18 protein-coding genes are annotated in these 15,259 nt (G+C 46.6%); 17 read left to right on the top strand and 1 reads right to left on the bottom strand.

Features of this window, described 5'->3' with window-relative positions; all coding sequences use genetic code 11:
- Positions 1-5: 5 nt before the first annotated feature.
- The 14 genes from ilvB (at position 6) to guaA (ending at position 13,406) form a co-directional block, all read left to right on the top strand.
- Positions 6-1,724: a biosynthetic-type acetolactate synthase large subunit gene (gene ilvB, locus ACTO17_RS16080; protein ID WP_482558654.1), complete on the top strand. Its 1,719-nt coding sequence runs from the start codon at positions 6-8 to the stop codon at positions 1,722-1,724.
- A gap of 15 nt (positions 1,725-1,739) precedes the next feature.
- Positions 1,740-2,282, top strand: a complete 543-nt coding sequence (gene ilvN, locus ACTO17_RS16085) for an acetolactate synthase small subunit (RefSeq protein ID WP_172538133.1) — start codon at positions 1,740-1,742, stop codon at positions 2,280-2,282.
- 77 nt (positions 2,283-2,359) lie between these two features.
- Positions 2,360-2,881: a cysteine hydrolase family protein gene (locus ACTO17_RS16090; protein WP_482558644.1), complete on the top strand. Its 522-nt coding sequence runs from the start codon at positions 2,360-2,362 to the stop codon at positions 2,879-2,881.
- Positions 2,882-2,952: 71 nt separating this feature from the next.
- Complete coding sequence (locus ACTO17_RS16095) at positions 2,953-4,287, top strand: TrkH family potassium uptake protein (RefSeq protein WP_482558645.1); 1,335 nt, start codon at positions 2,953-2,955, stop codon at positions 4,285-4,287.
- Positions 4,288-4,339: 52 nt separating this feature from the next.
- Positions 4,340-4,987 carry a potassium channel family protein gene (locus ACTO17_RS16100; RefSeq protein ID WP_172535509.1) on the top strand — a complete coding sequence of 216 codons (648 nt, stop codon included), beginning with the start codon at positions 4,340-4,342 and terminating at the stop codon, positions 4,985-4,987.
- 56 nt (positions 4,988-5,043) lie between these two features.
- Positions 5,044-5,589, top strand: a complete 546-nt coding sequence (locus tag ACTO17_RS16105) for a phosphatase PAP2 family protein (protein WP_482558646.1) — start codon at positions 5,044-5,046, stop codon at positions 5,587-5,589.
- A 151-nt stretch (positions 5,590-5,740) separates the two neighbouring features.
- On the top strand, positions 5,741-6,262 hold the full coding sequence (locus ACTO17_RS16110) for a DUF1653 domain-containing protein (protein ID WP_172535511.1): 522 nt from the start codon (positions 5,741-5,743) through the stop codon (positions 6,260-6,262).
- Between the two features lie 97 nt (positions 6,263-6,359).
- Positions 6,360-7,643 (top strand): dihydroorotase, encoded by a 1,284-nt coding sequence (locus tag ACTO17_RS16115; RefSeq protein WP_482558647.1) that lies wholly within the window; start codon positions 6,360-6,362, stop codon positions 7,641-7,643.
- 88 nt (positions 7,644-7,731) lie between these two features.
- Entirely contained in the window at positions 7,732-8,661 is a 930-nt protein-coding gene (pyrF, locus tag ACTO17_RS16120; protein WP_482558648.1) for an orotidine-5'-phosphate decarboxylase, read from the top strand.
- Between the two features lie 36 nt (positions 8,662-8,697).
- Positions 8,698-9,465, top strand: a complete 768-nt coding sequence (locus tag ACTO17_RS16125; RefSeq protein WP_172535514.1) for a dihydroorotate dehydrogenase electron transfer subunit — start codon at positions 8,698-8,700, stop codon at positions 9,463-9,465.
- Positions 9,465-10,367, top strand: coding sequence for a dihydroorotate dehydrogenase (locus tag ACTO17_RS16130; RefSeq protein ID WP_482558649.1), 903 nt, complete (start codon positions 9,465-9,467; stop codon positions 10,365-10,367). Before ACTO17_RS16125 ends, ACTO17_RS16130 begins: the two co-directional genes overlap by 1 nt.
- Positions 10,368-10,420: 53 nt before the next feature.
- On the top strand, positions 10,421-11,710 hold the full coding sequence (locus ACTO17_RS16135) for an Ig-like domain-containing protein (protein WP_482558650.1): 1,290 nt from the start codon (positions 10,421-10,423) through the stop codon (positions 11,708-11,710).
- A gap of 66 nt (positions 11,711-11,776) precedes the next feature.
- Complete coding sequence (locus tag ACTO17_RS16140) at positions 11,777-12,361, top strand: sugar O-acetyltransferase (RefSeq protein WP_172535519.1); 585 nt, start codon at positions 11,777-11,779, stop codon at positions 12,359-12,361.
- Between the two features lie 91 nt (positions 12,362-12,452).
- The gene (gene guaA / locus ACTO17_RS16145) at positions 12,453-13,406 is read left to right on the top strand and encodes a glutamine-hydrolyzing GMP synthase (protein WP_482558655.1); all 954 of its coding nucleotides are present in this window, start codon (positions 12,453-12,455) and stop codon (positions 13,404-13,406) included.
- A 242-nt stretch (positions 13,407-13,648) separates the two neighbouring features.
- On the opposite strand, the gene ACTO17_RS16150 is transcribed toward guaA, so the two are convergent.
- Entirely contained in the window at positions 13,649-13,801 is a 153-nt protein-coding gene (locus tag ACTO17_RS16150; RefSeq protein ID WP_172535518.1) for a toxin-antitoxin system protein, read from the bottom strand.
- Positions 13,802-13,912: 111 nt separating this feature from the next.
- Here ACTO17_RS16150 and ACTO17_RS16155 point away from each other — a divergent pair, with 111 nt between their 5' ends.
- From ACTO17_RS16155 to ACTO17_RS16165, 3 genes are all read left to right on the top strand, one after another.
- Positions 13,913-14,110: a hypothetical protein gene (locus ACTO17_RS16155; RefSeq protein ID WP_482558651.1), complete on the top strand. Its 198-nt coding sequence runs from the start codon at positions 13,913-13,915 to the stop codon at positions 14,108-14,110.
- A 36-nt stretch (positions 14,111-14,146) separates the two neighbouring features.
- Positions 14,147-14,503 carry a hypothetical protein gene (locus ACTO17_RS16160; RefSeq protein ID WP_482558652.1) on the top strand — a complete coding sequence of 119 codons (357 nt, stop codon included), beginning with the start codon at positions 14,147-14,149 and terminating at the stop codon, positions 14,501-14,503.
- A 465-nt stretch (positions 14,504-14,968) separates the two neighbouring features.
- Complete coding sequence (locus ACTO17_RS16165; protein WP_482558653.1) at positions 14,969-15,202, top strand: hypothetical protein; 234 nt, start codon at positions 14,969-14,971, stop codon at positions 15,200-15,202.
- Positions 15,203-15,259 lie beyond the last annotated feature (57 nt).

The following is a 15,259-nucleotide window of genomic DNA, read 5'->3' on the forward strand; positions in this document are numbered from 1 at the left end:
TGGCGATGGATATAACAGGAAGAAAATTATTTGTAAAAGCCTTGCTGGAAGAAGGGGTAGACACCGTATTTGGCTATCCCGGCGGCATGGTAACAGATATTTTGGACGAATTATACAAGCATGAGGAAATTGAACTGGTGCTGCCCAGACATGAGCAGGGATTGATTCATGAAGCGGAAGGCTATGCGAAAGCCACCGGGAAAGTGGGAGTCTGCGTGGTAACCAGCGGCCCTGGTGCCACCAATGTAATTACGGGCCTTGCAGACGCCCATTACGATAATATTCCGCTGGTGTGCATCACCGGCCAGGTGCCCTTAAACCTCATTGGAAATGACGCTTTTCAGGAGGTGGATATTGTGGGCATGACCCGCAGCATCACCAAATACGGCGTTACTGTCCGTGACCGGAGAGACCTGGGGAAAATCCTGAAAATGGCCTTTCACATTGCCAAGACCGGGAAGCCGGGCCCGGTGCTGATTGATCTGCCAAAGGATATTCAGACTGCTTCAGGGCCGGGGGAATACCCGAAGGAGGTATCCATCCGGGGATATAAGCCCAACGAAAATGTTCATGTGGGCCAGCTGAAAAAAGGATATAAACTGCTGAAAGCAGCCAAAAAGCCGCTGTTTCTGGTGGGCGGAGGTATCAATATTGCCAGGGCCAACGAGAAGATGCTGCGGCTTGTGGAGCAGACGAAGGTGCCTGCAGTGACGACTGTTATGGGCAAAGGCGCCATTCCTACCGGTCATCCCTATTATATAGGAAACAGCGGTATGCACGGAAAATATGCGGCAAATCTGGCGGTGGGCCAGTGCGACGTACTGTTTTCCATCGGCACCAGGTTTAACGATAGGATTACCGGAGATTTGAATGAATTTGCCCCCAATGCCCAGATTGTTCATGTGGACATTGATACAGCGGCCATTTCCAGAAATGTGGTGGTGGATGTGCCCATTGTGGCCGATGCCAATCTGGCCCTGGAAAAACTGTTAGAGTGGGCGGAGCCCCAGGATACAGATGAATGGCTTTCCAGGATACGGGAATGGGATCGGGAAAATCCTCTGGAAATGCGCAGAGATAAAGGCATGACGCCTCAGATGATTATGGAGCAAATCAATGAGCAGTTCACAGAAGGCGTGATTGTGACTGATGTGGGGCAGCATCAGATGTGGGCGGCTCAGTACATAGAGCTGAATGAAAAAAAACAGTTTATCACTTCCGGCGGCCTCGGAACCATGGGATTTGGTTTTCCGGCAGCCATCGGCGCCAAAATCGGCTGTCCTGAGAAACAGGTGGTATGCATCACCGGAGACGGCGGCATGCAGATGAACCTGCAGGAACTGGCTACGGCCATGACCCAGGGAGCCAACGTGATTGTGTGTATCCTGAACAATTGCTATTTGGGGATGGTGCGGCAGATGCAGCAGCTTTTCTATGGAAAACGCTATAAGGCTACCTGCCTGCGGAGAAGAAAAGACTGTCCCAATGACTGCAAGGGGCCCAATCCTTCCTGTCCTCCCTATGAGCCGGATTTTGTGAAACTGGCGGAAAGCTACGGAGCAATGGGAATCCGCGTTACGAAAGAGGAGGAGATTGCCCCCGCTTTTGAAAAGGCGAAAGAGCAGAAGGTTCCTGTTTTTATAGAATTTATGATTGCCGCGGAGGAGATTGTGCTGCCTATGGTAAAAGGCGGCAATCCCATGACGGAAATGATATTGAAATAAGAAGGGGGAACTGGAATGAAAAACAGATGGATTGCATTGTATGTGGAAAATCAGGTGGGCGTCCTGGCCAAAGTGTCCGGGCTTTTTTCCGGAAAATCTTATAATCTGCAGAGCCTGACAGTGGGAACCACGGAGGATGAAACAGTCTCCCGGATGACGATCTGCGTGACCAGTGACGATATCACCTTTGAACAGATTAAGAAGCAATTGAACCGGATGGTGGAGGTTATTAAAGTCATTGACCTGACGGATATGCCCATCCATATGAAAGAAATCCTGTTTGCAAAAGTAAAAAACTGTTCCGTGGCAGACAAGGCGGAATTGTTTCAGATTGCCCAGGTATTTCAGGTGGAGGTGTCTGACATCGGCACAGACAGCGTGCTTTTGGAATGCAAAATGACAGAACGGCGCAACAATGAACTGATTGATTTGCTGCGGAGCAAGTTTCAGCAGATTGAGATTGTGCGGGGCGGCGGGGTGGCCATTGAGTCCATCAGCACTTCCTGCGCCGGAAGGTCGGAATATTTCCGCCTTTCCCATCAGCAGAAAACGACGTAATGCCGGGTGTTTTGCCGGCCCTGAATGAATCAGGCAAATAATTCCGGCGGATGAGCCGGGGAACGGAGCGTGCAGTCATGCGTAACATTTTAGTGGTGGTAGATATGCAGAAGGATTTTATTGACGGTTCTCTGGGAACAAAGGAAGCCCAGGCCATTGTAGAGCCTGTCATTGCGAAAATGAAATCTTTCAGGAAATCTGATATTTATGTAACCAGGGATACCCATGGAGAGAATTACCTGGAAACGGCCGAAGGGAAGAAACTGCCGGTGGTTCATTGTGTAAAAGGGACCGAAGGGTGGCAGCTTCATCCGGAAATCGAAGCCCTTGCGGAGCCGTCCCATGTGATTGACAAACCCACCTTCGGTTCTCTGGAATTGATGGAATTATTGAAGAAGGAAAATGAAAAAGAGCCTCTTGCAATAGAACTGGCAGGTCTGTGTACTGATATCTGTGTGGTAAGCAATGCGCTTTTGCTGAAAGCGGCAATGCCGGAGATTTCCATCCGGGTGGATTCTTCCTGCTGCGCAGGCGTGACGCCGGACTCCCATCAGGCGGCAATGCTTACTATGAAAATGTGTCAGATAGAGACGGAATAAATGTGTCAGATAGAGACAGAATAAAGGTGTCATTGGGAATTTACAGGGCTTGAAGGAAAGAAGGAAATAAGATGACGCAAAGACTCAGCAGGGTACAGACCATTGCCCTGGGATTTTTATTGATTATTGCGGTGGGAACCATATTGCTGCTTCTGCCGGCTGCTTCCAGAAGCGGAACAAGCGTGGGATTATTGGACGCGCTGTTTACGGCAACCAGCAGCACCTGCGTGACGGGGCTTGTGACAGTAGACACATATACCAACTGGACGCTGTTTGGGCAGATTGTGATTATTCTGCTGATCCAGGTAGGCGGATTGGGATTTATCAGTATCGGCGTGTTCTTTTCCATATTTTTGAAAAGGCGGATTGGGCTGAAAGAGAGGAATCTGATTCAGGAAAGCGTCAATACGCTGCAGATTGGCGGAACGGTGCGCCTGGTAAGGAAAATTATCTGCTACAGCGCCCTGATTGAAGGGACGGGAGCGCTGCTTTTAATGATACGTTTTATTCCGGAGTTTGGCTGGGCCAAGGGAATCTGGTATGGGATTTTCCATTCCATTTCTGCGTTCTGCAATGCAGGCTTTGATTTGATGGGACAGTTTGAGCCTTATGGCTCCCTGACCAGATATTGTGATGATATTCTGGTGAATCTTGTCATTATGCTTTTGATTATTGTGGGAGGAATTGGGTTTATTGTGTGGGATGACATTTCCCTGCATAAATGGAACGTGAGAAAATATTTGCTGCATACGAAGATTGTCCTTACCATGACACTGGCGCTGATCCTGGGCGGAAGCATATGTTTTTATATATTTGAACGGGAAAATCTTCTGGCGGGGATGGATGTAAAGAGCCAGATTCTGGCTTCTGTGTTCGGCGCAGTTACGCCCCGGACGGCGGGATTTAATACGGTGGATACCGGAGCTTATACGGAAGGGACGCGGCTTTTGACGGTGCTTCTGATGTTTATCGGCGGAAGTCCGGGTTCCACAGCCGGAGGAGTGAAAACCACCACCATGATGGTGATCCTTTTGTATATCTGGTCGAATCTGAGGAATCAGAAGGGGCTGAATATTTTTGGAAGAAGGCTGGATGAAGATTCCGTTAAGAAGGCCAGCACCGTATTTTTTATCAATCTGCTTCTGGCTGCTGTTTCGGCGCTTTTGATGAGTGGATTTGAGCCGGGGCTGCCAATTTCAGATGTTTTGATGGAGGTATTTTCGGCCATTGGAACGGTGGGGATTTCAACGGGAATTACCAGGGATATCACCCTCGGGTCCAAGTATCTGCTGATTTTGCTGATGTACAGCGGCAGAATCGGAAGTATGTCCTTTGCACTGTCATTTACGGAGAAAAAGCGGGGTTCGCTGGTGCAATTGCCGATTGAGCGGATTACAATTGGATAGATGGGTGAAAACCTGCCGCAGATTTGGCTGCGCGTGAGATAGGAGGAAAAGAATGAAATCAATTCTTGTAATCGGAATCGGAAGATTCGGAAAGCATTTATGTGAAAATCTGGTAAATAACGGCAATGATGTGATGGCTGTGGACGAGATAGAAGAAAAACTGGAAGATATTCTGCCCATTGTCACCAGTGCGAAAATCGGAGACTGTACCAAAGAGGATGTACTGCGCAGCTTCGGCGTCCGAAATTTTGATATTTGTTTTGTGTGTATCGGAACGAATTTTCAGAGCAGTCTGGAAATTACCAGTTTGCTGAAAGAACTGGGGGCGCCCTGTGTGATCAGCAAGGCCACCAGGGATATCCAGGCGAAGTTTTTATTGAAAAACGGCGCGGATGAAGTGGTTTATCCTGACCGGGATATTGCAAAACGCATGGCAATGAAAGTCAGCGCCAATCATGTGTATGATTATCTGGAACTGGGAGAATACTCCATTTATGAGATACAGCCCTTAGAGGAGTGGATTGGAAAGTCCATTAAGGAGATGAATTTCCGCGTGAAATACAATGCCAACATTCTGAGCATTAAGCAGAATGGAAAGAGCAGCCTGCTCCCCAGTGCGGATCATGTGTTTCAGCGGGATGAACATCTGATGATTATTGGAGAAAATAAAGATATTAAGCGGATTTTAAAACGCTTATAAGGCAAGTGCTTCAAAGAGGCGTCATATAATATACGAAAGATAAAGGAAAAGAACATATGCTGCAAATGATAGCGGAACTGGACGGCAGGATTTTGCTGTTTATCCAGGAATTTTTACGTTTTGAATGGCTGAACCCCATTGTTTTGTTTCTCACCAGTCTGGGGAATGCCGGAGTGATCTGGATTGTACTGGCGGTATTATTTCTGATACAGAAGAAATATCAGAAAACAGGAATTGCCATGACAATCGCATTGCTGCTTGGGCTGCTGGTGACAAATATACTGCTGAAAAACTGGGTGTGCCGGCCAAGGCCCTATGTTGCCATACCCCAGCTGAATGCGCTTGTAACGGCTGCAGACTGGTCGTTCCCTTCCGGTCATTCCACCAGTTCCATGGCTGCGGCTCTGGTGATATTTTGCCGGACGCCCAGAAAAATCGGTATTCCTGCGATGATTTTGGGAGTGTCGATTTGTCTGTCCAGACTGTATGTGGGAGTTCATTATCCGTCGGATGTGGTCTGCGGCGCTTTGATTGGCGTTCTGGCTGCATTGTGCGCCCTTAAGATTACCAAAGACAGGAAAGAGAAGCAGGCCGTGGGGTAACGGCCTTCGGGGAGGCTGCCGTTTTACAGGCGGTTTCCTGGCAGGAAAGAGAAACAGGCCATATCGTAACGGCTGTTTGAACAGGCAGATATTATTAGAATCGTAACTGTTTTGGGACAGTTACGGCATTATTGAGAAAAGAGGAAGAAATATGCCCCAGGGAAATCCAAAACCAGGAGAATTCTATTTACATTTTAAAGACAGATTATATCAGGTGCTTACAGTGGCAGAGCACTCGGAGACAGGGGAAGAGCTGGTGATTTATCAGGCGCTGTACGGGGGATTCCAGACGTATGCAAGGCCCCTTAAGATGTTTGTAAGCCCGGTGGACAGGGAAAAATATCCCAATGTCTGTCAGGAATACCGATTTCAGCTGACAGAACAGAACCCGCCGGACAGCCAGAGGGAGGAGCCCCGGGGCGCGAAGCAGGTTTCTGCGCCGAAACTTACGGCGGAAGAGAATATGATGGCGTTTTTCGATGCCGAAACCATGGAAGAAAAATATCAGATTTTGCTGGAAATGCGGGGAGAGGTAACAGACCGGATGATTAATAATATGGCGGTTGTGTTAGATGTGGTAATTGAGGAAGGCCCTCTGGATCAGCGCTACGAGGAATTGAAAACCTGCGTGCGCACTTTTCAGAAATATGAGGTGGAACGAACATCGCGATAACAGGAAAAGGAGGTTGCCCCTCCTTTTTTTCTATGATAAAATAGAGATACAAAAAGAAATACAGAGGAATGATTTTCAGAAAGGATTCGAGACAGGTATGTTGCTTCTAATTAAGAATGGAACGGTAATCAATCCGGGAGACAAGACACAGGCAAAAGCGGATGTTCTCGTGAAAGACGGGGTGATTCAGAGAATTGCGCCCAAACAGACAATAAAGGCTGACCGCACGATTGATGCGGCAAATTGCTATGTAATGCCGGGATTTATAGATATGCATGTACACCTGCGTGATCCCGGAATGGAGCATAAAGAAACGGTGGACACGGGAGTAAAAGCGGCAGTCCGCGGCGGGTTCACTACGGTGGTGGCAATGCCTAATACCAAGCCTGCAGTGGATAATGCCGATGTGGTGAATTATGTGCATAACAAGGCAAAAAATATCGGACTGGCTCAGGTGCTTCAGGCAGGAGCCGTCACAAAGGGGCAGCGGGGTACAGAATTATCAGATATTGAGGGAATGGTGGAGGCGGGGATTCCGGCCATCAGCGAGGACGGGAAATCCGTCATGGACGCCCAGCTGTACCGGGAGGCCATGACATTGGCCATGAAATATGACATTCCGGTACTGGCCCACTGCGAAGACATCAATCTGGTAAACGGCGGCGTGGTGAATGCAGATAACGTTACCGAGAGAATGCGTCTCAAAGGCATCAGCAATGCGGTGGAGGATACCATAGCAGCCAGAGATATTGTACTGGCAAAAGAGACAGGGGCAGCCCTTCATCTGTGCCATTGCTCCACAAAGGACAGTGTGAAAATGGTTGAAATGGCCAAGAAAGAGGGAATCCGGGTGACAGCGGAAGTCTGTCCCCATCATTTTATACTGACAAGCAGCGATATCAAAGAGGATGACGCCAACTATAAAATGAATCCCCCTCTTCGCACCAGTGAAGATGTGGAGGCGCTGCGGGAAGGGCTGAAGGCAGATATTATGGATGTAATTTCCACAGACCATGCGCCCCATACAGCCATTGAAAAGGGAGTGGGAATCCGCAAAGCGCCCTTTGGGATTGTGGGCCTGGAGACGGCGGCGTCACTGACCATGACGGAATTAGTGGACAAGGGCTGGCTTACCGTGATGCAGATGGCAGAGAAAATGAGCTATAATCCTGCACGGATTCTGGGACTGGACAAAGGCGTGGTAGAAGAAGGCAAAACAGCGGATCTTGTGATTTTCGATCCAGAAAAAGAATCTGTCATTGATCCGGCCCAGTTCCGTTCCAAAGGGAAAAACACGCCCTTTGCCGGAAAAAAGGTGAAGGGGATGGTGATGGCAACCATTGTGGCAGGCAGGATTGTATACGAGAGCCCGGAACTGTAAAAGGTCGTTCAGGTTTACGTTAAAACTTTACATTTACTTTAAAACTTTACATTTACTTTAACACTTCACAATTTAAGAGAGGTCCGACATGATTAACAAATTAACAGCGAAGATTCAGAAAACCCATGCTCCCATTGTAGTGGGCTTAGATCCCATGTTAGATTATATTCCGGAGCATATTCAGAAAAAAGCATTTCAGGAGAAAGGAGAGACGTTAGAGGGCGCGGCGGAAGCAATCTGGCAGTTTAATAAAGAGATTGTGGATCATACCTGGGATTTGATTCCTGCGGTAAAGCCTCAGATTGCCATGTATGAGCAGTTTGGAATTCCCGGCCTTGCGGCTTTTAAGAAAACCGTGGACTACTGCCATGAGAAAGATTTGGTGGTAATCGGTGATGTAAAACGGGGAGATATCGGCTCCACCTCTGCCGCTTATGCGGCGGGCCATATCGGAACCGTAACAGTAGGCAGCAAAACATACCGTCCCTTTGAGGAGGACTTCATTACCGTCAATCCGTATCTTGGGACAGACGGGGTAAAACCTTTTGCAGACGTGTGCCGAAAGGAACAAAAGGGACTGTTTATTCTGGTGAAAACTTCCAATCCTTCCAGCGGAGAATTTCAGGACAGGCTGATTGACGGCAGGCCCCTGTATGAGCACGTAGGGGAAAAAGTAGCCCAGTGGGGCGCGGAATGCATGGGAGAATCTTACAGCTATATCGGAGCGGTGGTAGGGGCCACTTATCCGGAAATGGGTAAGATTTTAAGGAAAATTATGCCGAAAAGCTATATTCTTGTGCCTGGATACGGCGCTCAGGGCGGCAAGGGCGCCGATTTGGTTCATTTCTTTAATGAGGACGGCCTGGGAGCAATCGTTAATTCTTCCAGAGGAATTATCGCGGCTTACAAGCAGGAAGCCTATGTGAAATTCGGGCCGGAGCATTTTGGAGAAGCATCCAGGGCGGCAGTGGAAGATATGAGAACAGACATCGAGGGAGCATTGCAGAATATGCTTTGATTCATATTGTATCAGAATGAGATTCAGGAGAAGGATATGGCAGACAAATTTAAAGAACAGGCAGTTATTATCCGTCAGGAAGAGATTTCCTACGGAGTTTACAGTATGTGGCTGAAAACAGATCAGATTGCAGGAAAGGCGAAACCGGGGCAGTTTCTGTCCATCTATTGCCGGGAAGGGAGCAGGCTTCTGCCCCGCCCCATCAGTCTGTGCGAAATAGACAGGGAGGATCAGGCCGTTCGGATTGTGTACCGTGTGGCAGGAAAAGGAACTGAGGAGCTGTCCGGTATGAGAACCGGCGGCAGCCTGGAGGTGGTAGGGCCTTTGGGCAACGGCTTTCCCTTAAAAGAGAAAAAAGCATTTCTGATTGGGGGCGGCATCGGAATTCCCCCTATGCTTCAATTGGCAAAAGAGCTCCAGTGTGAGAAGCAGATTATTTTAGGCTACCGGGATTCCCTGTTTTTGCAGAAAGAATTTAAAAAGCAGGGGAAACTGTATGTGGCCACAGAGGACGGAAGCTACGGCGTGGAGGGCAATGTACTGGACGCCATTCGGGAAAACGGCCTGGATGCGGAAATTATTTACGCCTGCGGGCCCGGGCCTATGCTGCGGGCGGTGAAAGCCTATGCCAAAGAGAAGAAAATTGAATGCTGGGTTTCACTGGAAGAGCGGATGGCCTGCGGAATCGGCGCATGTCTGGGCTGTGTCTGCAAATCCAGGGAAAAAGACAGCCATACCAATGTGAATAACAAGAGGATTTGCAAGGAAGGTCCGGTATTTCGTGCAGAGGAGGTAGAATTTTAATGAACACAAAAGTGAAGCTGGCAGGCGTTACGCTGAAAAATCCGGTAATGACAGCGTCAGGAACGTTCGGCTCCGGAGCGGAATATGCGGAATTTGTAGATTTGAATAAACTGGGGGCGGTGGTGACAAAAGGAGTTGCCAATGTGCCCTGGGAGGGGAATCCCACCCCCAGGATTGCAGAGACATACGGCGGAATGCTCAATGCAGTGGGGCTGCAGAACCCGGGGATTGATTTGTTTGTAGAGCGGGATATTCCTTTTCTGACCAAATATGATACGAAAATTATTGTAAATGTCTGCGGCAGAACCGCGGAAGATTACTGTGAAGTGGTGAGGCGTCTGGCGGAACAGCCGGTGGATATGCTGGAAATCAATATTTCCTGCCCCAATGTGGAAGAAGGGGGCATTGCTTTCGGCCAGAGTCCCAAATCTGTGGAAGCCATCACAAAAGAAGTGAAGAAATACGCAAAACAGCCGATTATTATGAAATTAAGCCCCAATGTCACCGATATTGCCGAGATGGCTAAAGCGGCGGAAGCAGGCGGTGCAGACGCATTGTCTTTGATCAATACCATCACCGGCATGAAAATAGACATTCACCGCAGAACCTTTGCCCTTGCCAATAAAACCGGCGGGCTTTCCGGGCCTGCCATTCATCCTGTGGCGGTACGGATGGTATATCAGACGGCCCAGGCAGTGCAGATTCCCATTATCGGAATGGGCGGAATATCCACGGCAGAAGATGCGCTGGAGATGATTCTGGCGGGAGCCACCGCCGTGTCTGTGGGAACGGCTAATTTCCATAATCCTCTGGTTACCATGGAGATTGTGAAAGGCATTCGGGAGTATATGGAGCAGAATGGCGTGGAGGATATCGGAGAGCTGATTGGCGGAGTGCGGTAGCAGTTTTTCACAGCAAAAGATTCATACTCTGCATACAAAAGAGGAGGAGTAACATGGAAAAAACAAGAGAAAAATTCAAGTTCCGATTTCTGATATGGGCAGCAGCGCTGATTCTGTCAGTCAGCGGCACAGCTTACAGCAATGTCAGCATTGTACAGGCAGAGCAGACAGTGTATGTGACGCCTACAGGCTCCAAATATCATGCCTATAAATGCGGAAACGGCACCTATACGCCCACCACTCTGTCGAATGCGCTGGCCAGGGGCTTAACGCCCTGCAGCAAATGTTTCGGAAGCAATTATACGCCTTCGCCGGAACCTGCACCAGCTCCAAACCCGGCCCCTGCACCGGAACCTGCACCAGCGCCCAAGCCTATGAAAATCAATAAAACATCTGTCATTCTGGTAAAAGGGCAGACATACAAATTGAGGGTCAGCAATGGGGCGGGGCCCGTAACCTGGAGCTCCTCTAAAAAGTCGGTGGCATCCGTTTCCGGAAACGGAAAAGTGACAGCAAAGAAAAAGGGCAGCGCATTAATCACAGCAAAGGCAAATGCCGGGTCGAAGAAGTGCAAAGTGACAGTGGAAGCACCCAAACTGAATGCGAAAAATGTTACTTTGGATTTAAAACAGACCAGAAAGCTGAAATTGTCCGGCTGTAAACACACAGTCAAATGGACCTCCAGTGATTCTTCCGTCGCCAAAGTCAGCAAGGGAAAAGTCACTGCCAGACAGGTGGGTTCCGCTAAAATCACAGCCAAAGCCCATGGGAAAAAATATACCTGCAAGGTTACGGTGAAAAAACCCAAAGTGGAAAAGATACTTTTGGGGGAAGATTCTCTGCAGATGGAATACGGGACGGAGAAAGAATTTAAAGTCAGCGCCGCGCCGTCAAATGTGATGGAATATTATGATATTTTTGTAAAATCTTCAGATACATCTGTTGTGGAGGCTTCCCTGGATGAGTATGATCATACCGTTCTTTTAAGAAGCCGGGAGAAAGAAGGAAGCGCAGAAGTCTCAGTTTCCATCGGCGGTGTGACGGCGAAGTGCCGTGTGACAGTGACGAAACCGGCAGTAACAGAACTGACATTGAGCGAGAGCAGCCTGAGCCTGGAGCCGGGGGACAGAATGATGCTGTCTTATGATGCCAATCCGGTTGATGCCGGAGATTACTATGAGGCGATCTGGAAAAGCGGGAATGAGAATGTGGCCAGGATAGAGAATGTGGCGCAGGGAAGCGCATATGTGACAGTGGAAGCGGTCGGAGAAGGGGAAACAGATATTACTCTGACATTGGGAGACAAGACAGTTACCTGCCATGTTGCAGTAAAGCGTCAATAGAGAAATCATTTTACAGATTACATACGGAAGAAGGATTGCATGGATCATGCAGTCAGAGGAAAAATAATGACCGAACGGGAAAAAATGTTAGCAGGGCAGTTGTATGACTGCGGAGATCCGGAACTATTATCGCAATGGCATAAAGCGAAAGATCTGGTGAGAAACTACAATCAAATCAATTCTGCAGAGCTGGAAGAAAAAAGAAAGATTTTAGATGAATTACTGGGCAAAGCAGGTGAAAACCTGTGGATCACAGCGCCGTTTTTTGTTGATTACGGCAATAATATTTATTTCGGAAATAATTGTGAAGTGAATATGAATTGTACGTTTTTAGATGATAATATCATCCGCATCGGGGATAATGCCCTGATTGCCCCAAACGTGCAGATTTATACAGCGTTTCATCCCACAAATGCGTCAGAACGTTTTGGAGAACCAAAAGAGGACGGTTCGTTTGAATTCTGCAAAACCCAGACAGCGCCGGTTACGATCGGAGATAATGTATGGATTGGCGGCGGTGCCATTCTTATGCCCGGGGTAACCATTGGAAATAATGTTGTAATTGGAGCAGGAAGCGTTGTTACAAAAGATATTCCCGATCATACCATAGCGTATGGGAATCCCTGCCGGGTAATGAGAGAAAACAAATAGGATATTGTTATTGTTCACGGCCTGGCTGATGAGTGAATAAAGTGAAAGGAATGAGTGATGAATCATGGAAAATAATAAGAGACCCGAAAATATGGAGCGTATCACCACCACGGCTCTTGCAGAGCCCTTTATTGAGGAGCAGGTAGCTGCCATCCGCGGGCAGGTGGGAGATAAAAAAGTGCTGCTGGCCTTATCTGGCGGTGTGGACTCCTCCGTTGTGGCAGCGCTTTTGATTAAAGCAATTGGAAAACAGCTTGTCTGCGTACATGTAAATCATGGTTTGCTGCGAAAAGGCGAGCCGGAGCAGGTTGTTGATGTGTTCCGGAATCAAATGGACGCAAATTTAATTTATGTGGATGCAGTAGATCGTTTTCTGGACAAACTGGCAGATGTGGCTGATCCGGAAAAAAAGCGTAAGATTATCGGCACAGAATTTATTCGTGTATTTGAGGAGGAAGCGCGGAACCAGGAGGGAATAGAATTTCTGGCCCAGGGAACCATCTATCCGGACATTATTGAAAGCGATGGCGTGAAAGCTCATCACAATGTGGGCGGGCTGCCGGAGGATCTGCAGTTTGAGTTGGTGGAGCCGCTGAAGTTCTTATATAAGGACGAGGTACGTGTGGTAGGAAAGGCCCTTGGCCTGCCAGACGGCATGGTTTACCGTCAGCCGTTTCCGGGCCCGGGACTGGGTGTGCGCTGCCTTGGCGCGATTACCCGTGACCGTTTGGAAATTGTGCGTGAATCAGATGCAATCCTGCGGGAAGAATTTGCGAAGAACGGACTGGAAGGAAAAGTGTGGCAGTACTTTACGGCCGTGCCTGATTTCTGTTCGGTGGGTGTAAAGGACGGCGCAAGAACATTTGCTTATCCGGTTATCCTGCGCGCAGTGAATACGGTAGATGCAATGACAGCCACAGTGGAGAATGTGCCCTTTGAGCTTCTGGAACATATCACGGACAGAATTACGACAGAAGTGCCGGGCGTGAACCGTGTGCTGTATGATTTAACGCCGAAGCCTTGCGGGACCATTGAATGGGAATAAGTTAAATAGTGTTTCTGGGTCCCGGAAAACCTTTCTATAGCTTGGTTTTCCGGGATTCTTGTTTTTGGGTGGCTGCAAAATGGAAGCATATCAAAGTTTATATCAAAGATTTCGGTTCCCCTTTACTATATGATACTTATGGGGCAAGTGAAATTTACTGAATAATCTGAATTCATGAGATAAATGCTAGATAAAAAAAGGAATATCCTAAATATATTTTCTTGGAATACCCCTTGACTATTTTACTTTATTTTTTTTCTCTTTTTTAAGTACTCTTTTAGGACAAGATTAATATATTGCGAAAATGACCTATCATCTTCTTCTGCTAAAATCTTAATTTCGTCTATGATTTCTGAATCAAGTGTGATACTTACTTTTGTTTTAAGCGGTTTCATAATGCTACTCCTTTTTGATATAATATACCATTGTATAGCCTTTTGTATTGACATATCTTGTAAAGTAGTATAAAGTAGTATAACATTCGAATTGAGAATGAGGTGCTATTTATGGAAGAAGATCAAACAAGAAAATTGTCATATGATGAATTGGAAAGTGATGAAAAACTCCTATTAAAGTGGTATCATGAGAATCCGTTATCCGTTTATATTGAAATTGCTTTGATAGCACTGGAAGAATTTGAAGTTATCATAAAAAATGAATACAGAAAATACAAAGCCGAAACAGAAAAAAAGCAGATTTATTGAAAACATATTGGTTATTGTAAGGGGGAAAGAATTATCATGCATAAAGACGATTTAAAAGACTTCCTTTTTGAAATTTTGAACGAGCATGACACAATATTTATGGATATTTCATTAGATGATGAAACAGACACTATATTTATCAAATCCGTTGATGGAGAAAATTTTATTGTTACTGTCAGCTCTGTGACTGCGGGTGAAGCACTCATAGAACTGTGGGCAAAGAAAAACCCAGAATTGATGTCTCTTGCCCTTGGTGTGTTAAATATGAGGGATTTAGGAGAATTTACGGAGGAAGAAACACATAGGTACTTGTCAGAAATTGTTGGAAAAGCGGACAATTCATGTGCTAAAGATATAAAAGGCGGGCTTGAGAAATTAGGGAATGATAAATGAGACAGCATTCTTCACACATTATATAAGATAATTGATATGCAAGCTGCATAACCATTATCCCAGATCGTTTTGCAGCCCGCATATATTAATTAAATGAGCAGAATTCATCATGCAAGCAAACTATGATGAGATTTTGACTTTTATAGAGGAAATTTCTGATTATTGGCGTCAAGAATTGCATGATTTCCGATACTTATTATGGTGTGGCTTTCATTTGTCTATGCAGAGTGCCGTAAGTGCCTATTTCTTGGGATTTCCGGCACTTTGTCTTTTCATCTTCGCTCATAAAAAGCGTAAATTTACAAAAAATTAGTGTCAGAAATTTTGTTACCGATGAAATATGTGTCAGGATTGGAAACAGTGTCATTCAATGAACCAGCAAGTAATCACACTTGAATATAGGATGTTTTTTTGTATAATGAAACCAAGATGACACCTGATTATTTCCCCGCTATGAAAGCTGGGATGAAAGGAAGAAAGAATGGAAAAACAGAGATTGCAAAATATACGATTAAAGACAGCATTTTCACAAATTTATTTCAAGATAAAAAATACCTGATTCAGTTATACCGAGCACTCCACCCAGAAGATACGGAAACTACGGAAGATGAACTGAAGGACATTACAATCAAAAATATATTAGTGGATGCGTGCTATAACGATTATTCCGATTTTCTGATTATTCCGATTTTAACATAGGCAGACTGGGAAAAGCAATATATTCCGCATTCCCAGCCTGAAATTTTTCCAAAAGAA

This window comes from Petralouisia sp., assembly GCF_056822245.1.